Raw genomic sequence first — 21,175 nt, 5'->3', positions numbered from 1 at the left:
GGTAGCACGACGTGATGATGCCACATACCCTTCTGGTCCCGTTCGACGGCTCGCCGCTGTCAAAACGCGCACTCGAGTACGCGTTCGACGAATACGACGATGGAAACGTCGTCGTGCTCCACGCAATCGACCCGAACGACCCCGGCTACAGCTCCGCCGTCGACGTCGACGTCCGAACCGAACCGCTCCACGGGTCCGAAGACTGGTACGACCGTGCCCACGAGGTCGAAGCACAGCTCTTCGATGAGGCGCGCGAACTGGTCGCCGACGCCGACGCTGACGGCGAGTTCACGACCGAATCGGCAGTCGGCGACCCGGCACGCGAAATCGTCGACTACGCTGACGCACACGACATCGACGAGATCGTCATCGGGAGCCACGGCCGCTCCGAGACGAGTCGAACCTTACTCGGGAGCGTCGCCGAACTGGTCGTTCGCCGCTCGCCGGTGAGCGTCAGCGTGGTTCGCGGCTCGGAGACGCGATAATCGACTCGCGCTCACCGCTGCTCGACGAGTGCGTCGGTCTTGCTCCGTACCCGGATCGGCTCGAGGTCCGCAGCCAGCGTCATCGTCGCAGCACGTTTGCTTTCCGTCTCGGCGTAGATCGTATAGAGATCGTCACCGACGTCGACCGCATCGGCCGTCGATTTGTGGATCGCGAGGCCGGCACGGGTGTCCTTCGGTGCTCCCGCACGTCGTGCGAGGTCACAGAGTTGCCTATTATCGACGCTCGTTACGACGCCCGACCGCTCGGCCTGCACGGTCGTCGATTCGGGCCCCGGCTCGAGGTCGGCAGGCTCGACGTCCGGATCGCCGTCCTGTGCCGCGACGATGCGCCGGAATCGATCGAGTGCCTGCCCCGACTCGAGGATGTCGGCTGCCGACGCGTCGACGCCACAGTGCTCGAGGAGCATCTCGGCCAGCCGGATCGATTTGAGCCGAAGCGACTCCGGGCCGTCCCCGCCCAAGACGGCGAGGACGTCCCGGGCCTCGAGGACGGGGCCGACGCCGTAGCCGATCGGCTCCGTTCCGTGGGTGATCGCGCAGGTGACCGCCACGTCGAGGTGGGAACCGACGCGTTTGACGTCGTCGGCGAGTTCGCGGGCGTCGGTGAGGCTCTCGACCTTCGCGCCCTCACCGTAGGGAATGTCGATCACGACGTGTGTCGAGCCGGCGCTGCGCTTTTTCGAAAGTACCGAGGCCATGAGTTGCCCCGGCGGGTCGATCGACAGCGGGTTCTCGGCACGGATGATCGCGTCGTCGACCGGCGAGAGATCGACGCCGCCGCCCCAGACGAGACAGCCGTTCGTCTCGGCCACGATCGACTCGATTTCGTCCATCGAAAACTCGACATCACAGAAGACCTCCACGACGTCTGCGGTTCCGGCTGGCGAGGTCACGGCACGCGAGGAGGTCTTCGGCATCGTCAGACCGGCGGCTGCGACGATCGAGACGATGATCGGCGTGACGCAGTTGCCGGCCACGCCGCCGATCGAGTGTTTGTCGGCGACGACTGGCACGTCCCACGAGAGTTGCCGGCCGATGTCGGTCATCGCCCGCGTGAGGTGTTTGGTCTCCTGAAGGGAGAGCCCGTTCGCATACACCGCCGACACGTACGCGCTCAGTTCGATGTCCGACAGCCGGTTCTCGTGGATGTCCTCGACGATCGCCTCAAGTTCGTACTCCTCGAGTTCGATATCGTTCAACTTCTTGCGGACGTACTGGACCGATTGCGGTGTTCCGGCGAGCGCCACGTCGACGACACCGTGGACGTGGTGTAGCGGCTCGGTCACCCCGAGGACACCCTCCTCGACCAGTTCGTCGGTCACTTTGACGATCCCGGTCGTCGTGCCGTTTTCGTCGATTCGGAGCCGATCGAGCGGATGGGCACCCAATTCGGTCGCGTCAATGGTGTTCAACAGAACGAGCGGGCGGGTCGTTCCGATGTCGATCCGGGCTGTCTCGAGGCGCATTTCCCCGTGATAAATGGTACCAACAAGCAAAACGATATGGGACGGATCTCAAGCCCCGACCGTGGCGAGTCGTCGCCGATGACCGACGGTGTCACGACACAGTCCTCGCGAGTGACCCATGGGTGGCGCTACTAAGACAGCAGGCGTCGAACGGAGACTATGTCGGGATCGAATCTCGTGTCCATTCCGGTCGACGACGTCGAACTCGAGGGGGAACTTATCGTCCCCGAGGGGGCGAATGGGCTCGTCGTCTTCGCCCACGGCAGCGGGAGCAGCCGAAAGAGCCCGCGCAACAACTACGTCGCCGACGTGATCCGACAGCGAGGGCTGGGAACGCTGCTGTTCGACTTACTGACCGAAGCCGAAGATCAGACGCGCGAAAACCGGTTCGACATTCCGCTGTTGACCGACCGACTCGTCGCAGTCACCGAGTGGCTGCGAGACCACCCCGAAACCGCATCGCTCCGGTACGGCTACTTCGGCTCGAGCACCGGTGCCGCGTCGGCCCTGCGAGGGGCGGCCCGCGACGCGACCGACATCGACGCCGTCGTCTCCCGTGGCGGCCGCATCGACCTCGCGTCAGGAGTTCTCGAGGACGTGACGGCCCCTGTCTTGCTCATCGTCGGCGGCAACGACACGCAGGTGCTCGACTTGAACCGCGACGCCGCCAACGCGCTCACCTGTGAAACCGAGATTCACGTCGTCGAGGGTGCAGGCCACCTCTTCGAGGGGCCGGGCCAACTCGAGGAAGTCGCCGAGGTCGCGGCCGACTGGTTCGAGACACAGCTGCAAGCGCGCCGAACAGCGGCTAACGACCGGTAGCCGAGGGAACAACCTCGCGCACGCTCTCGCGTCCACCCGGCTGTCGGGCTGCTTTCGAGAGTCGCGCCACTATTTTCATTACCCCTAGTAGAATAATATATTCTGTGGGTCGATCCCACGCGCTGTCACCTGCGAGACCAACCCGCGGTGGCGGGACAGACACCCCCACCGCACTTGTGCCATCGATATCGACCACTGACGCTCGTCTCGAGTGGCGATGCTCGAGTCGTCCCAACCGACTGTTCACAGAACGTATTCGCTGTAATGATATATCTGAATACTACTCAGACTTCTGTGAGGACTGTATGGTACGGTCCTCGAGCGGCGAAATATGGTTTCGGAGCCGTCCGCTATTCAACGCGTCTCGAAGCTAGTAGCTGTGACCGGGGTTTTAAACTATATAAAGGGGAAGCCACGAGTTTCATAACGTCGCCGCGGAGTTGACGCTCAACGATGGTCGCCGATGGGACCGAACTATCCATATAGTAAATATGTTTCGTGAACGGTGTATTCCTATATGTCTCTGCGTTCTGGTAGGTTTCGGAAGTCACAGGCTTCCTGGTATCTCGCGATCGACCGGTCGTCGCGCTTATCGGTCGGGAGCGTTCTCGCGGACGAACTCGATCGTCTCCTCGATCGACGTTCCGGGACCGAAGATCGCCGCCGCACCTGCCTCTTTGAGTTCATCGCGGTCTTCCTCTGGGATGACGCCACCGACGAGCACGAGCGTGTCGTCTTTCGCGCCGTACTCCTCTAAACCGTCCATGATCTTCGGCACGAGCGTGTCGTGGGCCCCGGACAGAATAGAGATCCCGAGCACGTCGATGTCCTCTTGGACTGCAGCCTGCACGATGTCGTCGGGTGCCTTGTGCAGGCCGGAGTAGATGACTTCGAAGCCAGCGTCACGGAACGCTCGAGAGATGACGTGTGCGCCACGGTCGTGGCCGTCGAGACCGACTTTCGCTACCATACATCGAATCGTCCGCTCATCGTTCTCGGTACTCATGGATCGCGGTTCGAAGAGGAGATGTATGATTCTATCGGATTCAGACAGTTTGGCCGTCGAAACGGCGCTTCCCACCGGGGAAAGAATTAATCTCGACTAGATGGTGGGTGACATATGACAATCCGCGACGCGACGACCGACGACGTCGACGCGATTCAACGCGTAGCCCACTCCTCGTGGGAAGCAGATTACCCGGATATTCTGAGCCGCGAGTCGATTCAGGAAGGGGTCGACGACTGGTACACCGAGGCGTTGATTCGTGACTCGATCATCTGGTCACAGGCGCTCATGCTAGTCGCCGAGCGAGACGATTCGATCGTTGGGTTCGCACACGCCACGTTCGAACCGGACGAACACACGGGGACGATCCTTCGTGTGTACGTCGACCCCGACCACCGCGGTGAAGGAATCGGACGCGACCTCCTGACCGAGACTCGAGACCGGCTGTTCGAGCAGAGCGTCGAGCAACTCCGCGCGATGGTGCTCGCAGCAAACGACGTCGGCAACGAATTCTACCGAACGTTTGGCTTCGAACAGACGGCAACCGAACCAGTTACGATCGGCGACGAGCGCTACGAAGAGTGTACGTACGTCCTCGAGCGCGAGTCCGAAAGCCAGTGACGGGAAGTCGCCTCAGACCGGGCTGATCTCTTCACGGTAGGCTCCGTGGTGATCCTGGAAAACCTGCATGATCTCACCCATCGTCGCGTAGGCCTTGACGGCGTCGACGATGTACGGCATGACGTTCTCGTCGCTTTCGATTGCGCCCGACAGCGCCTCGAGCGTGGCGTCGACTGCCTCGTCGTCGCGGTCGGCTTTGACCTGTTCTAAGCGCTCGAGTTGGCGGTCGCGCGTCGTTTCGTCGACGTGTAACAGCTCCGGCGAGGTGTCCTCCTCGATGGTGTACTCGTTGACGCCGACGACGACCTCTTCGCCGCGTTCGACGCGTTGTTGGTACTCGTAGCTCGCTTCCTGGATCTCGCGGTGGTAGTACCCTTGGTTGATGCCGTCGAGCACGCCGTCGCGGACCGAGCCGTCGCCCATCTCCTTGATCTCCTCGAGATAGGCCATGATCTCGGCTTCCATTTCGGTGGTGAGTTTCTCGATGGCGAAGGAGCCGCCCATGGGGTCGACGATGTCGGCCGCGCCGGATTCCTCGGCGATGATCTGCTGAGTGCGCAAGGCGACGCGGACGGCCTTCTCGCTTGGCAGCGCCAGCGCCTCGTCGAAGCTGTTGGTGTGTAGCGACTGGGTACCACCGAGGACGCCGGCCAGCGCTTGAATCGTCACCCGGACGATGTTGTTCAGCGGCTGCTGGGCCGTCAGCGACTGGCCCGCCGTCTGGGTGTGGAACTTCATGCGCTTCGATTCGGGGTTGTCCGCGCCGTACCACTCGTCCATCACCCGTGCGTAGACGCGGCGGGAGGCCCGAAACTTCGCGACCTCCTCGAAGATCGAGTTGTGCGAGTTGAAGAAAAACGAGAGTAGCGGGCCGAACTCGTCGACGTCGAGTCCGCGCTCGAGGCAGTCCTCGACGTAGGCAAAGCCGTCGGCGAGCGTGAACGCAGCCTCCTGGGCCGCGGTCGAACCGGCCTCGCGGATGTGATAGCCAGAAATCGAGACGGGGTGGAACTTCGGTGTCTCCTCGACGGCGAACTCGATCGTGTCCGTGACGACCTCGAGGGAGGGCTCTGGCGGGATGACCCACTCCTTCTGGGCGATGAACTCCTTGAGCATGTCGTTCTGGAGGGTGCCCCGGACCTCGTCACGGGGGACACCCTGCTGGTCGGCCAGCGCGATGTACATCGCGTAGATGACTGCTGCCGACGGGTTGATCGTAAAGGAGGTCGACACTTCGCCGATGTCGATGCCGTCGAACAGGACCTCCATGTCCCGGAGCGTGTCGACGGCGACGCCTTCCTTGCCGACCTCGCCCTCGCTCATCGGGTGGTCCGAGTCGAGGCCCATCAGCGACGGCATGTCGAAGGCCGTCGAGAGCCCGGTCTGGCCCTCGTCGATCAGGTAGTGAAAGCGCTCGTTGGTCTCCTCTGCGGTCCCGAAGCCGGCGAACTGGCGCATCGTCCACGTGCGCCCGCGGTACATCGTCGGGTACGGCCCCCGGGTGTACGGCGGTTCGCCGGGGAAGCCGAGGTCCTCGTCGAAGTCGAGGTCAGCGATGTCTTCAGGCGTGTAGAGACGATCGACCTCGTGGTTCGAGACCGTCGCGAACCGGTCTTTGCGTTCCCCGTGCTCCAAAAACGGCTCGAGCGTCTCGTCTTCCCACGACTCCCGTTGCTGGGAGATCTCGTCCAGCTCGTTCTCGTCGAACATTGTCTAGCGTATAGATGCAACTCTTCTAAAGTGTTACCCCCGTCGAGGCGGCTGTCTGGCGGAATCAGCGGCCGACACCAGATGTGAATCATATGCTAACCCGTTACACGATACTTCTTACCAATAGTAACAAAAGCTATAAGAACTGGACTTCTGATTACCAAGACATGGGTGTCAATCACACCACAGAAGTGGACAGTTTCGAGTGGGATATTCCGGAATCGTACGCGATCACGTCGGTCGTCGCAGACCATGCTGACTCGGTCGGCGATCGCGTCGCCGTCCGCTTCCTCGATGACGAGGGGGCCCGCGAAGAACGAACCTACGCTGACATTCGGGACGACATGAACCGGTTTGCCAACGGCCTCGAGTCCCTCGGCGTCGGACAAGGTGACCGGATCATGCACCTGTTCCCGCGCCATCCCGACGCCTTCGCCGTCCAACTGGGCGCGCTGGCGACCGGGTCGCTGTTGGTCCCCTGTTCGTCGATGCTGCGCTCGAAAGACATCGAGTTTCGGGCGAACGACTGCAACGCGACGAGCATCGTCGTCCACGAGTCGCTGACCGACATGGTCGAGCCGGTCCTCGAGGAGACGCCACTCGAGCGAGTCATCGTCCTCGACGGGTCCGAAGACGACCTGCAGGGCGAGGGATGGACGACGGTCGCGGCCGTCATGGCCGAGGGGTCGACCGACTACGACGGCCCCGAATTGGCCGCCGAGGACCCGATGACGATCAACTACACCAGCGGGACGACCGGCCAGCCGAAGCCGGTCCTGCACAAACACCGCTGGCAGTACTGTTTCAACCGGATCAACGCCCCCTACTGGTGGGGCATCGACGAGGACAGCGACCTCGAGGACGAACTGCTGTGGGCGACGACCGGCACCGGCTGGGCGAAGTGGTTCTGGAGCCCGCTCGGCGTCGGCCTGACGACGGGGTCGACCCAGCTCATCTACGACGGCGAGTTCGAGCCCGACACCTTCCTCGAGATCATGGAAGCGGAAGGCGTCACCAAGCTCTGTGCCGTCCCGACGCAGTATCGGATGTTCGCCAACGCCGACCTCGCAGACTACGACGTTCAACTGAACGATGCGCTCTCGGCGGGCGAGCCCCTTAATCGCGAGCCGATCGAGCGGATCCAGGATGCCTGGGGCGTGACCCCACGCGACGGCTACGGGCAAACCGAGACCGTCGCGCTCGTGACGAACTACCCCGGAATCGACGTCAAGCCCGGCAGCATGGGCAAGCCGACGCCGGGCGTCGGCGCGACGATCATCGACGTCGACGACGAGGACGAAGTCGAGGCCGGCGAGATCGGCGAGGTCGCCGTCCCGGTCGATTCGCCGGCAATCTTCGACGGGTACTACGAGAAGCCCGACCTCGACGAGGAGAAACTCTCCGGCGACTACTACCGCACGGGCGACCTCGCCTCCTGCGACGAGGATGGCTACTTCTTCTTCGAGGGGCGGGCCGACGACATCATCATCTCGTCGGGCTACCGGATTGGCCCCTTCGAGGTCGAGGACGCGCTCGTCAGCCACGATGCCGTCGCCGAGGCTGCCGTCGTCGACAGCCCACACGAGGAACGGGGCAGCGTCGTCAAGGCTTACGTGATCCTCGCCGAGGAATACGAGGGCAGCGACGAGTTGAAAGACGAACTACAGGACTTCATGAAAGAAGAGACGGCACCCTACAAGTACCCCCGTCGGATCGAGTTCACCGACGAACTCCCCAAGACCTCGAGCGGGAAGATCCGCCGCGTCGAACTCCGAAAAGAAGAGCAGAAGAAACACGGCCTGTAGCACGGTCGACGGCCGTTCGCGTGCGGTTTTTATCGCGAATCCGTCCCGTTAGTCCGCCGGGTGGAAGACGATCGTCCGCTCGCCGTCCGTCTCGTTCGGCTCGACGGTCGCGGTGACGCGGTCGCCGATCTCGACGTCGTCCTGATCGATGCCCCGCACGATCCCCGTGAGCCGGACGCCGTCGAAGTCGACGACAGCGGTGACGTAGGGTGCATCGTCCTCGAACTGCGGCGTCGGGACGAACACAGTCGTGTGCGTAACGATCTCGCCGGACGCTGGCAGGTCCCGCTCCGTGAGTTCGCGGTCGCCACAGTGGGGACAGGCACGCCGTGGCGGCAGCAGGCCGTGCTCGTTCTCGCAGGTGAGGTAATAGCCCTCGCCCTCTGCAAGCGCCTCGAGGAACGCGTCGTACTCGCCGTTGGTCACGTCAGTCATCACTCCATCACCTCCAGGACGTGAACGGTCGCACTGGCAACCGTCCCACCGGCGTTCTGGGCGACGCCGATCGTCGCGTCGTCGGAAACGGCGTCGGCACGCGGATGGGTGCCATCGAGCAGCGTCGCGACCGCCGCGACCTGTGCGGCTCCGGTCGCGCCCACGGGGTGGCCCTTCGCTTTCAGGCCGCCCGAGAGATTCACGGGCAGTTCCCCGTCACGGCGCGTCTCGCCGCGGCGGGCGGCTCCGATCGCCTCGCCATAGCTGTAGAGGCCGAGCGCCTCGAGGGCCAGCACTTCGGCGATCGTAAAGCAGTCGTGGACCTCAACGAGGGAGACGTCGCTGGGCTCGATATCGGCGTCGTCATAGGCTTCCTCGGCGGCTTCCCGTGTCGCAGGTGTCCGTGAGAGGGACTGACGATCGTGCAGCGCCATCGTATCGCCGCCGTGGCCGGCCCCCGTGATCGCGATCGATGCCTCGAGGTCGTGTTCCGCGGCGTACTCCGGGGACGCCAAGACGAGTGCGGACGCGCCGTCGCTGATCGGACAGGAGTCGTAGAGGGTAAACGGGGACGCGATCTCGGGCGCGCCGAGTGCCTCCTCGACCGTGATCTCCTGCTGGAGGTGAGCGTGGTCGTTGACCAACGCGTTGTCGTGGTTTTTGACCGCGATGTGGGCCAAGTCCTCGTGGGTCCCGCCGTACTCGTCGAAATAGGCACGTGCCATCAGCGCGTACGCGCCAGGGAAGGTGACGCCAGACCGGACTTCGTAGAGGTCGTCGGCCGCACCGGCCAGCCCCTTCGTCGCCCCAGCCGTGCCCATGTTCGTCATCCGTTCCATACCGCCGGCAACGACGACGTCGGCCTCGCCGCTTCTGATCGCGCGGACGGCGTCACGCACCGCGACCCCGCTCGAGGCACACGCGCTTTCGATCCGCCGCGAGGGGGCAGTCGTGCCGATCGCCTCCGCCATGAGCGGGCCCTGGTGACCCTGCTCTTCCGAGAGGGAGCCGACGAAGTTGCCGTAGAAGAGTTCGTCGACGTCTGCAGCCGGGACGCCGGCGTCCTCGAGGGCGGCGAGGCCGGCCTCTGCGAACATGTCTCTGCCCGTCCGATCGGGATGCGATCCAAACGACGTCATACCCGTTCCGGCGAGTCGTACCTGCGACATTAGCTACCAGAACCACATATCAGTTCACACGGTATAGCTGTGTCGGACGACGACCGCGTGCTGTATTCGGCCTTTCCGTTACTGACGAGAGTCGGGACATTTACTACGACAGTACCACCACCACTGAATGAATGGTATCAAACGTAGAGACGATCGACCGTGTCGGCGTCGTCGGTGCTGGCACGATGGGCAGTGGTATCGCACAGGTCGCCGCAACCGCGGGCTACGACGTCGTCATGCGCGACATCGAACAGGAGTTCGTCGAAAACGGCTTCGAGACGATCGACGACAGTCTCGGTCGCCTCGTCAACAGAGACGCCCTGACCGAGGACGAAGCCGACGCGGCTCGCGACCGGATCACGGGCACGACCGCGCTCGACGATCTCGCGGACTGTGACATCGTCGTCGAGGCGGCACTCGAGGATCTCGAGGTCAAACGTGACATCTTCGCCGACCTCGACGAGATCTGTCAGGACGACGCCGTCCTCGCGACGAACACGAGTACGCTCTCGATTACGTCGATCGCGAGCGCGACCGATCGGGCAGCGGACGTCATCGGTCTCCACTTCATGAACCCGGTGCCCGTGATGGAGGGCGTCGAGGTCGTCACCGGCGAGAAGACGGCCGACGAGGTCACGGAACTGGCCCACGCCTTCGCCGAAGACCTCGGGAAGACGACCTGGGAATCCGACGACAAACCCGGCTTCGTCACCAACCGCATCCTGATGCCCTGGATCAACGAGGGCATTCGGGCCTACGACGAGGGGGTCGCGACGAAAGAGGACATCGACGCGGGGATGGAACTCGGCACGAACGTCCCGATGGGGCCGCTGACGCTGGCCGATCACATCGGTCTGGACATCTGTCTGCACGCCTCCGAGACGCTCCACGAAGAGTTAGGCGACCGCTACAAGCCAGCCTACCTCCTCAAACGCAAGGTCGAGGCCGGCGAACTCGGCAAGAAGACTGGAAAAGGCTTCTACGACTACGAGTAAGTACTCGTCCTATTCGCCCAGGTGCCGTGAGATAACCTCCTTCTGTATTTCCGAGGTCCCCTCGTAGATCGTGGTGATCTTGGCGTCGCGGTAGTAGCGTTCGACATCGAAGTCCTTGGTGTAGCCGTAGCCCCCGTGGACCTGCACTGCCTCGTCCGCGACGTCGACGGCCGCCTCGCTGGCGAAGTACTTCGCCATACTTGCCGCCTGCGGGTCGAGTCCGTCGTCGTTTTTGCGAGCGGCGTCGCGCGTCAGCAGGCGTGCGGCCTGCACGTCGGTCTGCATGTCCGCGAGCTTGTGGGCGATCGCCTGGTGGTTGATGATCGGCTCGCCGAACTGTTCGCGTTCGTTGGCGTAGCTCACGGCAGCGTCGAGGGCCGCCTGGGCGACGCCGACAGCCTGACTGGCGATCGCGATCCGGCCACCGGTCAGGATCGAGAACGCAGACTTCAGCCCGTCACCGACTTCCGTCAGGCGATTCTCTTCGGGAATCCGCACATCGTCGAAGATGAGCGTCGTGGTGTCGCTGGCACGCAGCCCGAGCTTGTCCTCTTTCTTGCCGACCTCGAGTCCCGGCGTGTCCTTGGGCACCAAAAACTGGGTCACGGTGTCGGGGTCGTCGCGGTCGGTCTTCGCGAACAGGATGACGACGCCCGCGCGCTTGCCGTTCGTGATCCACTGTTTCTTGCCGTTGATGACGTACTCGCCGTCCTCGAGCCGCGCTTCAGTACTCATCTCGGCCGGGTTCGAGCCGGCGTCGGGTTCCGAGAGCGCGAACGCGCCGACCGGGCGACCGTCGACCATCTCCGGCAGCCACTCGTCTTTGTGCTCCTCGGTGCCGAACTGGCGGATGCACGACGTGGCCAGACAGTGGACCGACAGCGCCGTCGCGACCGCCAGGTGGCCGCGTGCCAGCTCCTCGTTGACGATGCTGTAGGTCACTTCGTCAGCGTCGAACCCGCCGTACTCCTCGGGGACTGTGAGCCCGGTCAGATCGAGCTCCGCGAGCCCATCCCAGACGTCCTCCGGAAACGTCTGGGCCTCGTCGTGCTCGTCGACCGTCTCGACGACTTCTTTGTCGACGAAATCGCGGACGGTATCCTGTATCAGCTGCTGCTCGGCTGTCAGCTCCATACCGGAGTGTTCGAGAGCGGGATAGTAAAGCGTCCGATTCCGTTATGCAACCGTCACCGATGCCGGTGTTACCGCTCGAGACCGCGGTGTGGCCCAGATAGGTAACTAAAAATAGCGCCTCCCGAGAGGGGTACGTATGACAGTTCGGCAGTCAAGAGAAGCGGCAGTCGAATGTATCGACGACGGCGATACGGTCGGCGTCGGCGGCTTCGTCGCCGTCGGGATTCCGGAGTACGTACTCGAGGCGCTTGGCGAACGATATGCCGAGACGGGCAACCCCGAAAATCTGACCCTCTATCATCCCGCGGCGGAAGGCGACCGACAGGGCCGTGGGCTCTCGCATCTGGTCCAGGACGGCATGCTCGAGCGCACGATCGCGAGCCACTGGGGCTTTACGCCCGACCTCATGACGAAAATCGTCGACAACGAGATCGAGGCCTACAACCTGCCCTTTGGCGTGATGGATCACATGCTCCGCGACACCGCCGCGGGCAAGCCTGGCACGATCAGCCACGTCGGGCTGGGGACGTTCGTCGATCCCCGCCAGGACGGCGCGAAGGCCAACGACATCACCGACGAGGACATCGTCGAGCTCATGACCGTCGACGGCGAGGAGTACCTCTTCTATCACTCGGTGCCGATCGACGTGGCGATCATCCGTGGGACGACGGCCGACGAGGACGGCAACATCACCATGGAACGGGAAGCGCTCGACTCGAACGTGCTGGCGATGGCTCAGGCTGCCCACAACTCCGGCGGCACCGTGATCGCTCAGGTCGAGCGCGTCACGGAGTCGGGCACGCTCACCGCCCGCGACGTGGCCGTCCCCGGCGTGCTGGTCGATTCCGTCGTCGAAGCGCCGCCGAGTCACCACCAGCAGACGTACGCCGAAGACTACAACCCCGCCTACAGCGGCGAGATCAAACAGCCGACCGACGACGATCTCGAGCCGCTCCCGCTCGACGTGCGGACGATCATCGCCCGCCGGGCCGCGATGGAGCTCGAGCCGGATTCGGTCATCAATCTCGGCGTTGGCGTCCCGGAACTCGTCCCAGTCGTTGCAGCCGAGGGCGGCGTCGACGACGAGATAACCCAGACCGTCGAGTCGGGGCCGGTCGGCGGCGCTGCCTCCGGCGGGATCAGCTTCGGGACCGCGGTCAACCACGAGGCGCTGGTCTCTTCGACTCAGCAGTTCGACTTCTACGACGGCGGCGGTCTCGATATGGGCTTTCTGGGGATGGCACAGGCCGACGCGATGGGCAACATCAACGTCAGCCGGTTCGGCTCGCAGCTGCCCGGCTGTGGCGGCTTCATCAACATCACCCAGAACGCCGAGAAGGTCGTCTTCTGTGGCACCCTGACGACCGACGGCCTCGAGATCGAGGCCGGCGACGGCGAACTCTCGATCGAACAGGAGGGATCGAGCTCGAAGTTCGTCGACTCGGTCGAGCAGATCACGTTCAGCGGCGAGTACGCCGTCGAGATCGACCAGCCGATCGTCTACGTGACCGAGCGCGCCGTCTTCGAACTCACTCCTGAGGGCCTCGAGCTCACGGAGGTCGCACCCGGCATTGACGTCGAGGATGACGTCATCGATCCGATGGGCTTCGAGCCGCTCGTGGCCGACGACCTCGCGGAGATGAACCCGGCACTGTTTGCCGACGAGCCGCTCGACCTGACCGACGCGGTCTAAGCTGTGCCAACGGAGCCGTCGCCCTCGGAGCGCGAAAGCAGGAACGGTTAAGCGATCGCGTCGAAAACCCGTTTTCCATGGTTGCGTACGATAACCTCTCGATCGATCACGACGACGGTGTCGCGACTGTCACACTCGACAGCACGGCCGGGCGAAACGCACTCACGCTCGAGATGGCCAACGAACTGGTGTCGGCGGCGACGACGCTCGGCGAGGACCCCGACACGCGGTGTATCGTCCTCACACACGCGGGTGATTTCTTCGGCTCCGGTGCCGATCTCGGCGCTCTCTCTGGCGACGAGTCCGATGCGGCACACATCCGGGAACTGGCCGGCCGAGCCCACGAAGCGATCGTCCAGTTCCACCGGTCGGAGACGCCGGTCGTCGGCGGCGTCAACGGCATCGCCGCCGGGATCGGCTTCAGCCTGGCGCTGTTTCCGGACCTGCTCGTCCTCGGCGAGGATGCGACGCTCAAGTTCGCGTATCCGGGCATCGGCCTGACCGGCGACGGCGGCGCGACGTTTTTCCTGCCGCGGCTAGTGGGCCTACGAGCCGCCAAGGAACTCGTCCTAAAAGACGACCCCATCAGCCCCGAGGAGGCCCGCGAGCTGGGGCTGGCCAACGAAGTCGTCCCCACCGATGAGTTCGACGACCGGCTGGCCGAGCTTACCGCCGAGCTTGCAGCGGGGCCGACCCAGGCGTTCGGGACGACGACCCGCCTGCTGACCGACAGCTACGAGCATTCCCTTGAGCGACAGCTCGCGGCGGAGACGAACGGCATCGCAGCCGCAACGCGAACGGAAGACTACGAGCGCGGTCTCGAGGCCTTTTTCGGCGACGACGAGCCCGACTTCGTCGGCCGGTAACACCCCATTCTGACGGCGAGCGTGGCAAATCGCTGCCGTCCCAGTTCGCGGTCGGACGTACTGCCCGAAACACTGAGCATGATTCTTTATGATAGTGTATGTCGAACCGGACGGTATGCATCTCGGAGTAGTCATCCCGCGGACTGGCTCACACGACCCGACCGATCTTGCGATCAGCGCCGAAGCACAGGGGTATGACTCCGTCTGGATGGGCGAGCTGTGGGGCTCGAGTTCGGTCGTGAAACTCAGCGAGATCGCCGCGCTGACCGACGAGATCGAACTCGGTACCGCGATCGTGAACGTGTTCTCGCGGACGCCGGCCGTCCTTGCGATGACCGCCGCAACGCTCGACCAGGTCGCCGACGGTCGTGCGTCGCTGGGCGTCGGCACGAGCACGCCCACTGCCGTCGAGACGATCCACGGGAAATCGTTCGAACGCCCGGTTCGGCGCTCGCACGAGACTATCGAGATCATCCAGCACATCTTGACCGACGACAAGCCGGTCGACTACGACGGCGAACTCGTCAGCGTCTCCGGTGTCCCGCCGCTGGATCGGGACGTTCCAGTCTATCACGCGGCGCTCGGCCCGGCGAACCGCCGCGTCGTCGGCCGCCTCTGTGACGGCTGGCTGCCACACAACATTCCCTTTTCTCAACTCGACGAGGCGTTCGAGGTCGTCGAAACGAGCGCTCGAGAACGCGATCGCGACCCCGGCGAAATCACGATCGCCCCGTACGTCCCGTCGGCTGTCTGCGAAGATTCCGAGGCGGCCTACGACGCCGTTCGCGGTCACATTGCCTATTACGCGGGCAGCGCCGAGGGCTACCGGAAGGCGATCGCCACCGCGTTCCCCGAGCAGGTCGAGCGCGTCGCTGAGGCCTGGCAAGCGGGCGACCGTGCCGACGCGACGGCGCTGGTCACCGACGAGATGGTCGACGACCTCGGCGTCGCCGGAACGCCGTCCGAGGCTCGCGAGCGGCTCCGAACGCTGGTCAGCGACACGATCGTCGACCGCCCGCTCGTGACGATCCCGGAGCAGGCCGCCGACGACGTGGCCGAAGACACGATCGAGGCGCTGGCACCGGTTGCCGACGACTGACGGCGTTCGAACGGACCGGAACCGAGTTAGACGTAATCCAGATTGACCTGCGTCACGTTCGCCGACCGCTTGACGATGTCGGCGATCTCCTCGCGGCGCGGCTCGTCGATGCGACTCTGTGGGCCACAGACACAGATCGCCCCGCGGATCTCGTCGCTTTTGTCTAGCACCGGGGCGGAGATACAGATCATGCCCGCGATGCGTTCGCCCTCGTCGATGGCATACCCCTGCTCGCGGATCGTCTCGAGCTGGTCGAAGAGCACGTCGGGGTCCGTGATGGTCTGGTTCGTCATCTCGACGAGCCCCTGCCGATCGATGATCTCCTGAACGCGGTCGTCGGGCATGTGTGCGAGAATTGCTTTCCCAGGTGCCGCCGCGTGCAACGGCATACGCGCACCGGGGTACGCGAACAGATTGACGGCGTCGGGGCCTTCCTGAACCGCGACGATCACACACTGGTCGTTCTCTTCGATCATCAACGTCACGTGTTCGCCGGTCTCCGCCGCGATGTCCTGCAGTTCATCGCTGACGGCCTGAAACACTTCCAGCCGGTGGCGCTGTCGGTGGCCTACCTCGAGAAACCGGGTCGTCGTCGAATACTCCTTGTCCTCGACTGTAACGTAGCCCGTCTCGACGAGTGCCTGCAGATAGTTGTGGACGGTGCTGACGGGCATCTCGAGGCGGTCTGCGAGTTCTGAGACCCGCCCACCGCCGTTTTCCGCGAGTTCGTCGACGATCCTGAACGCCCGTTCGACCGATCGGTTTGACGCGCCCGTCATCACACAGTGCATTCGACCGGACCCATAGAAGTATTTCGGCTCTCCCGAATGAAGTTTCAATGGTTTCGTGTCAATCGCGGACAAGAGCACAAAACGAACTCGGTCGGCGGCGCCAGTGCCTTCTCGAGCGATCACACACTGCTGGATTCATCCGTCGCTGTCAAACACTGTCGTCACTGAGCGCTTGCCGAACGAGCACCGAATTGCGTTTCGGGTGTGACGGAACTCGTTTTCCCCGATATCTACATCTATTCGTGGCAATTACGCCTCTCAAGTGTTGTGTCTGCTGAAACGCCCACATTCAGCTCTACTGAAAACAGATACCAATCAAAAATAGTCGCGTACCTGCGCCGGACCGATCAGCTGACAGTGATGGCCCGGTTGCGCCGTTCGTGAGATTACAATCATATGATTGTAATGGACGGGCGAAGACGGTGGCCGGTTCGTGCGAACCGGTCCCGCTCCAATCACAAACGCCGTTTGATGCACGTCGACGGAAAATTAGAATAGCTGAGACTATTCCATCACATTCTCATTCTAATCAGGATTAGACAATGCTTGGCGATCGTATAATTTGTAACAGTCACGTTGAGGTGGACACAAGTCTTGTTCTTCATTCAATCGGTAATACCCCCTCAAGAAGGAGATTCAGGACTCTATTCCCGATCTAGAAAGAAACTCGTGCTGTGGGTTTCGGAGATACGAAATGTGGCCATATATGTAAAATCTCAAATACTAAAACCATTGATCCGATTTAGTCATCATGTATTACATTTTAACTGCTTGTCGATCTTTCCCGACAGCGATGCGTTCATATTCGACCGCGCTCGTCATCGCTCCCGCATGCGAACCCATATGATTTAGTTACATGATATGCTCATCCATGGTATGGTTAGACGAAGTGTGCTGTTCTCACCCGGCGATAAGCCCGACCTCATGCGGAAGGCAGCAATGGGCGACGCAGATGTCGTCGTGTTCGACCTCGAGGATGCCGTCGCGCCGGCTGACAAGGGCCAGGCGCGCGAGGCCGTTCGCGAGGTCCTCGACGAGATCGATCCGGACTGTGAGGTCGCCGTTCGCGTGAATCCGATCGGCTTGGGCGCGATGACCGACCTCGAGATGATTCTCGAGGGGCCACGCCCGGACAGCATCATGGTGCCGAAAACGGAAGACGAGACTGATATCCAGCGGATAGAAGCGCGACTCGAGGACGCCGACGCATCGTGTCCGGTGCTGGCGCTGATCGAATCCGCGGCGGGCGTTCTTCGCGCCGACGAGATCGCAGCGGTCGACGCGACCGACGCGCTGCTGTTCGGAGCTGAAGACCTCGCAGCCGATATCGGTGCGACGCGTACGAGCGAGGGCACAGAAGTACTGTACGCGCGCGAGCGGACGGTGATCGCGGCCAGCGCCGCCGGTATCGACGCGATCGACATCGTCTACACCGACTACGGAGATACGGACGGCCTCCGCGAGGAAACGACGTTCGCCCGACAACTCGGCTACGACGGGAAAATGGCGATCCATCCGGATCAGGTGCCGGTGATCAACGACGCGTTCACCCCCAGCGACGACGACATCGAGTGGGCAGAGCGCGTTCTCGCCGCCCATACCCGGTCGGATACGGGTGTGTTCGAAGTCGACGGCGAGATGATCGATGCGCCACTCATCGCGCAGGCCGAACGGATCCTCGAGCGTGCCGAAGAAGCTGAAAACTGAAGCGGTCTCGAGTCGCTTATCGCGCCTGCTCGATCTCCTCGAGCGCCGCGGGATTCTCGATGCTGCTCATGTCCCCGAGATCTTCGCCGGTGTACGTCGCTTCGACCGCCCGGCGGATGATCTTGCCCGACTGCGTTTTGGGGAACTCGTCGACGAACAGCACCTCGCGCGGGCGGAACGGCTTCCCGAGTTCTGCGCCGACCTGCGCGCGCAGTTCGTCACGGAGGTCGTCAGTTTCCTCGATGTCGTTCTCGAGGACGACGTAGGTGACGACGGCGGTGCCGGTCGTTTCGTCGGGCGCGCCGATGGCGGCGGCCTGGTTGACGGCCTCGTGGTCGATGAGCGCCCCTTCGACTTCGGCAGGACCGACTTTTCGGCCGGCCACGTTGAGCGCATCGTCGGCGCGGCCGTGGAGGAACCAAAAGCCGTCTTCGTCCTTCTGGGCCCAGTCGCCGTGGTCCCACAGCGGCGGGTCCTCGAACGTCGACCAGTATTCCTCGAGATAGCGCTCGTCGCCCGACCAGAGCGATTTCGTCATCGAGGGACAGGAGGCACGCGCGACGAGGTAGCCGCGTTCGTGGTCCTCTCTGACGGAATTGCCCGCGCGGTCGACGATGTCGATATCCATCCCCAGTCCGGGTCCGCCGAGCGTACAGGGTTTGAGCGGTTCGCTCGGCATCGGCATCAGGAAACAGCCCATGATTTCGGTCCCGCCGGAGATGTTGACGATCGGGCACTCGCCGCCGCCGACGTGTTCGTAGAACCACTGCCAGGATTCGGGGTCCCACGGCTCGCCTGTCGAGCCGAGGATGCGGAGCGAGGAGAGGTCGTGACCCTCGAGCCAGTCATCTCCATGCTTGCGCAGCGCGCGGATCGCGGTCGGCGAGATGCCGAACTGCGTGACGCCGTGGCGGTCGATCAGGTCCCAGAACCGATCGGGCTCGGGGTAGTCCGGTGCACCCTCGTACATGACGACCGTGCCGCCGAAGGCGTGCGTGCCGATCAGCGTCCACGGGCCCATCATCCAGCCGATGTCAGAGACCCAGAAGAACCGATCAGCCGGTTTGAGGTCGAACCCGAAGTGTAGTTCCTTGGCCGGCTGAACGAGCGCGCCGGCATGGGTGTGAACAATTCCCTTCGGTTTCCCCGTCGTCCCCGACGAGTACAGCAGCATCGATTCCTGACTCGATCCGAGCGATTTCGTCTCGTACGCGTCGTCCTGGGAGGCGACAGCGTCGGTCCAGCGTTCGTCTCGCTCGTCGTTCCAGGGGACCTCGTCGGCACTGACCAGTCCCAGACGGTCGTAGACGATGGTGTGCTCGACGTGGCCCGCTTCCGCGATCGCCTCGTCGGCACTCGATTTGAGGCGAACCTCGCTGCCGCGACGCTGGAACCCGTCGCCGGTAAACAGGACCGAACACTCTGCGTCCGCGATCCGAGTCGCCGTCGCGTCGACGCCGAAGCCTGAGAAGATCGGGACCGCGATCGCGCCGACTTTGAAACAGCCATAGAGGATCGCGATGACTTCGGGCACCATCGGCATGTAGAGGCCGACCGTGTCCCCGGTTCCGACGTCGCGCTCCTCGAGCGCGTTGGCCACCTGATTGGCCTGTCGGTGGAGGTCGTGATACGTGATTTCTCGTACCTCGCCGTCTTCGCCTTCCCAGAGGCATGCGACTTCGTTCCGCGTCTCGCTGGTGGCGGCCGCGTGGCGGTCGACGGTGTTGTGGGCGATGTTGAGCTCGCCGCCGGGATACCAGTCGGTGAACTGCGGTCCCTCGCTATCGTCACGGACGCGGTCGTAGTCCTCGTCGAACTCGAGGCCGAGGTAGTCGATCACCTCGTCCCAGAACCACTCGAGGCCCGACTCCGGGACGCCGTCGACCTCGGTGGTCGTGCGCTCGATGAGCGCGTCGTAGTCGTCGATGTCGTACTCCTGCATGAACTGCTGGACGTTCGTCGATTCGATGAACTCCTGACTCGGTTCGTGGACGATTTCGTCGGTCGCTGGTGTCTCTGTCATTCGTGGGCTTAGATCACTGTGGTTGGGTAGCGGGCGATACGTCGATCCGATGGCGGCGAGCGATGGGAACGCATATTCGCTCATCGGTCGTTGCGGCGCGTATGAAAGCCGTCGTCCGGACGAACTTCGACGACAGCGTCTCTGCCTACGACGCCTACGAGCAGCGAACCGGCCGGTTTACCGCACTCGCTAGACTGCTAGCCGCCGAACTGTCGGCGCGAGCCGATGGGCCGTTCGACGCCGTTCTCGATGCCGGTGCCGGCACGGGCGCGAGCACGCGCGTCTTCGCCGAGCGGGCGCAACGAACGGTCGGACTGGATATCAGCCGCGAGATGCTGCGCGAACTCGAGGCTGCGCCCCGCGTCGAGGGTGATTTCGATCACCTGCCCTTCGTCGACGGCGCGTTCGACGGCGTTGCGTTTACCGCGTCGCTCTTTCTCGTCCCTGAGCCGGCGGTCGCGGCGCGGGAGGCTGCCCGCGTCCTGCGGCCAGGCGGCGTCGTCGGTGCCGTCGCGCCGCTTGGCTGGGTCGACGCTGACGGGACGGACGTCTTTGCCGACCTCGATCGGCAGTCTCGCTCGCCAACGGGTGCCGACGCGGTCGAGGCGGCGCTCGCCGACGCGTTCACCATCACCACGGGCACCTGGCGATTCGCGACGACGGCCGAGAACGTGCGGCGCTTCCACGCGATTCCGGCGATGGCGGCGCGTCTCTATCCGAGACTCGCCGCCGACGAGCGCGTCGCGAAGGCGCGAGAGTTGCTCGCGGGCCTCGAGGGAACCGTCGAACAGCGGTGGCGATGGATCGTCGGCGTCGCGGAGTGAGCCGGTTCGACCGCGCCCAGTCGGCATCGCTACGTTGCGTGCTCGCGTTTCAGTGAGAGTGCCGTCCGGTCGAACTCACAGACCAGCGGCTCCTCCTCCTCATTTACTTTGAACACTTCGACGTGCATAGTGACGATTCCGCGCTCGCCGTCGCTGGTCTCGTGTTTGTCAGTGACCGTCGACTGGACCCGGATCGTGTCCCCGTGATAGACTGGATTCGGGTGTTCGACGTTGTCGTACGAGAGGTTCGCGACGATCGTCCCGTCGGTGGTGTCGGGGATCGTGAGCCCGACGGCCAGGCTCATCGTGTAGAGCCCGTTGACCAGCCGCCCGTCGAACTGCGTCTCCGCGGCGAATTCGGCGTCGAGATGCAAGGGCTGCTGGTTCATCGTCATGTCACAGAACTGCTGGTTGTCGCGTTCGCTGATCGTCCGGCGTTTCTCGTGTTCGATGGTCTCGCCGACCTCGAAGTCCTCGTAGTAGCGTCCTGTCATGGCTGTCGT

Annotated in this window: 19 protein-coding genes; 10 read left to right on the top strand and 9 right to left on the bottom strand. The window is 63.4% G+C overall.

The genetic code is table 11. The annotated features are described in order from the left end of the window. The first annotated feature begins 17 nt into the window (after positions 1-17). Positions 18-485, top strand: coding sequence for a universal stress protein (locus E2L06_RS07975; protein ID WP_138780287.1), 468 nt, complete (start codon positions 18-20; stop codon positions 483-485). Between the two features lie 11 nt (positions 486-496). Here the strand turns inward: E2L06_RS07975 and E2L06_RS07970 are convergent, their stop codons facing one another. Beyond that, on the bottom strand, positions 497-1,972 hold the full coding sequence (locus tag E2L06_RS07970; RefSeq protein ID WP_138780285.1) for an AMP phosphorylase: 1,476 nt from the start codon (positions 1,970-1,972) through the stop codon (positions 497-499). A 159-nt stretch (positions 1,973-2,131) separates the two neighbouring features. Here E2L06_RS07970 and E2L06_RS07965 point away from each other — a divergent pair, with 159 nt between their 5' ends. After that, entirely contained in the window at positions 2,132-2,794 is a 663-nt protein-coding gene (locus tag E2L06_RS07965; protein WP_138780284.1) for a dienelactone hydrolase family protein, read from the top strand. 589 nt (positions 2,795-3,383) lie between these two features. Here the strand turns inward: E2L06_RS07965 and E2L06_RS07960 are convergent. Then, the gene (locus tag E2L06_RS07960) at positions 3,384-3,800 is read right to left on the bottom strand and encodes a cobalamin B12-binding domain-containing protein (protein WP_138780282.1); all 417 of its coding nucleotides are present in this window, start codon (positions 3,798-3,800) and stop codon (positions 3,384-3,386) included. A gap of 114 nt (positions 3,801-3,914) precedes the next feature. Here E2L06_RS07960 and E2L06_RS07955 point away from each other — a divergent pair, with 114 nt between their 5' ends. Continuing rightward, a complete protein-coding gene (locus E2L06_RS07955) occupies positions 3,915-4,421 on the top strand; it encodes a GNAT family N-acetyltransferase (protein WP_138780280.1) in 507 nt (168 codons plus the stop codon). A 12-nt stretch (positions 4,422-4,433) separates the two neighbouring features. On the opposite strand, the gene E2L06_RS07950 is transcribed toward E2L06_RS07955, so the two are convergent. Beyond that, positions 4,434-6,131, bottom strand: coding sequence for a methylmalonyl-CoA mutase (locus tag E2L06_RS07950; RefSeq protein ID WP_138780277.1), 1,698 nt, complete (start codon positions 6,129-6,131; stop codon positions 4,434-4,436). Between the two features lie 167 nt (positions 6,132-6,298). Between E2L06_RS07950 and E2L06_RS07945 the strand changes: the two genes are divergently transcribed. Beyond that, positions 6,299-7,936: an acyl-CoA synthetase gene (locus E2L06_RS07945; protein ID WP_138780275.1), complete on the top strand. Its 1,638-nt coding sequence runs from the start codon at positions 6,299-6,301 to the stop codon at positions 7,934-7,936. Between the two features lie 48 nt (positions 7,937-7,984). On the opposite strand, the gene E2L06_RS07940 is transcribed toward E2L06_RS07945, so the two are convergent. Next, entirely contained in the window at positions 7,985-8,371 is a 387-nt protein-coding gene (locus E2L06_RS07940; RefSeq protein WP_138780273.1) for a Zn-ribbon domain-containing OB-fold protein, read from the bottom strand. Next, positions 8,371-9,540, bottom strand: coding sequence for a beta-ketoacyl synthase N-terminal-like domain-containing protein (locus E2L06_RS07935; RefSeq protein ID WP_138780272.1), 1,170 nt, complete (start codon positions 9,538-9,540; stop codon positions 8,371-8,373). Before E2L06_RS07935 ends, E2L06_RS07940 begins: the two co-directional genes overlap by 1 nt. 131 nt (positions 9,541-9,671) lie before the next feature. Here E2L06_RS07935 and E2L06_RS07930 point away from each other — a divergent pair, with 131 nt between their 5' ends. Beyond that, positions 9,672-10,535 carry a 3-hydroxyacyl-CoA dehydrogenase family protein gene (locus E2L06_RS07930; protein WP_138780271.1) on the top strand — a complete coding sequence of 288 codons (864 nt, stop codon included), beginning with the start codon at positions 9,672-9,674 and terminating at the stop codon, positions 10,533-10,535. Positions 10,536-10,544: 9 nt separating this feature from the next. Here the strand turns inward: E2L06_RS07930 and E2L06_RS07925 are convergent, their stop codons facing one another. Next, complete coding sequence (locus E2L06_RS07925) at positions 10,545-11,669, bottom strand: acyl-CoA dehydrogenase family protein (RefSeq protein ID WP_138780270.1); 1,125 nt, start codon at positions 11,667-11,669, stop codon at positions 10,545-10,547. 136 nt (positions 11,670-11,805) lie between these two features. Between E2L06_RS07925 and E2L06_RS07920 the strand changes: the two genes are divergently transcribed. The 3 genes from E2L06_RS07920 to E2L06_RS07910 all read left to right on the top strand — a co-directional run bounded on the left by E2L06_RS07920 (position 11,806) and on the right by E2L06_RS07910 (position 15,327). Continuing rightward, on the top strand, positions 11,806-13,362 hold the full coding sequence (locus E2L06_RS07920; protein WP_138780269.1) for an acyl CoA:acetate/3-ketoacid CoA transferase: 1,557 nt from the start codon (positions 11,806-11,808) through the stop codon (positions 13,360-13,362). Positions 13,363-13,439: 77 nt separating this feature from the next. Next, positions 13,440-14,228 (top strand): enoyl-CoA hydratase/isomerase family protein, encoded by a 789-nt coding sequence (locus tag E2L06_RS07915; RefSeq protein WP_138780268.1) that lies wholly within the window; start codon positions 13,440-13,442, stop codon positions 14,226-14,228. 115 nt (positions 14,229-14,343) lie between these two features. Next, the gene (locus tag E2L06_RS07910) at positions 14,344-15,327 is read left to right on the top strand and encodes an LLM class flavin-dependent oxidoreductase (RefSeq protein WP_138780267.1); all 984 of its coding nucleotides are present in this window, start codon (positions 14,344-14,346) and stop codon (positions 15,325-15,327) included. A 26-nt stretch (positions 15,328-15,353) separates the two neighbouring features. Here E2L06_RS07910 and E2L06_RS07905 read toward each other — a convergent pair whose 3' ends face one another. Then, positions 15,354-16,106: an IclR family transcriptional regulator gene (locus E2L06_RS07905; RefSeq protein ID WP_138780266.1), complete on the bottom strand. Its 753-nt coding sequence runs from the start codon at positions 16,104-16,106 to the stop codon at positions 15,354-15,356. 888 nt (positions 16,107-16,994) lie between these two features. Between E2L06_RS07905 and E2L06_RS07900 the strand changes: the two genes are divergently transcribed. Next, complete coding sequence (locus E2L06_RS07900) at positions 16,995-17,825, top strand: CoA ester lyase (RefSeq protein ID WP_138780265.1); 831 nt, start codon at positions 16,995-16,997, stop codon at positions 17,823-17,825. A 16-nt stretch (positions 17,826-17,841) separates the two neighbouring features. Here E2L06_RS07900 and E2L06_RS07895 read toward each other — a convergent pair whose 3' ends face one another. After that, entirely contained in the window at positions 17,842-19,848 is a 2,007-nt protein-coding gene (locus E2L06_RS07895; RefSeq protein ID WP_138780264.1) for an AMP-binding protein, read from the bottom strand. A gap of 101 nt (positions 19,849-19,949) precedes the next feature. Between E2L06_RS07895 and E2L06_RS07890 the strand changes: the two genes are divergently transcribed. After that, on the top strand, positions 19,950-20,672 hold the full coding sequence (locus tag E2L06_RS07890) for a class I SAM-dependent methyltransferase (RefSeq protein ID WP_138780263.1): 723 nt from the start codon (positions 19,950-19,952) through the stop codon (positions 20,670-20,672). Between the two features lie 29 nt (positions 20,673-20,701). Here the strand turns inward: E2L06_RS07890 and E2L06_RS07885 are convergent, their stop codons facing one another. Continuing rightward, positions 20,702-21,166: a MaoC family dehydratase gene (locus E2L06_RS07885; protein ID WP_138780261.1), complete on the bottom strand. Its 465-nt coding sequence runs from the start codon at positions 21,164-21,166 to the stop codon at positions 20,702-20,704. Between the last annotated feature and the right edge of the window lie 9 nt (positions 21,167-21,175).

The sequence above is a fragment of the Haloterrigena sp. H1 genome (assembly GCF_005938085.1).
GTDB lineage: Archaea > Halobacteriota > Halobacteria > Halobacteriales > Natrialbaceae > Natrinema.
The sequence above is the reverse complement of the archived record's forward strand: the minus strand, read 5'-3'. Positions and strand labels throughout refer to the sequence as shown.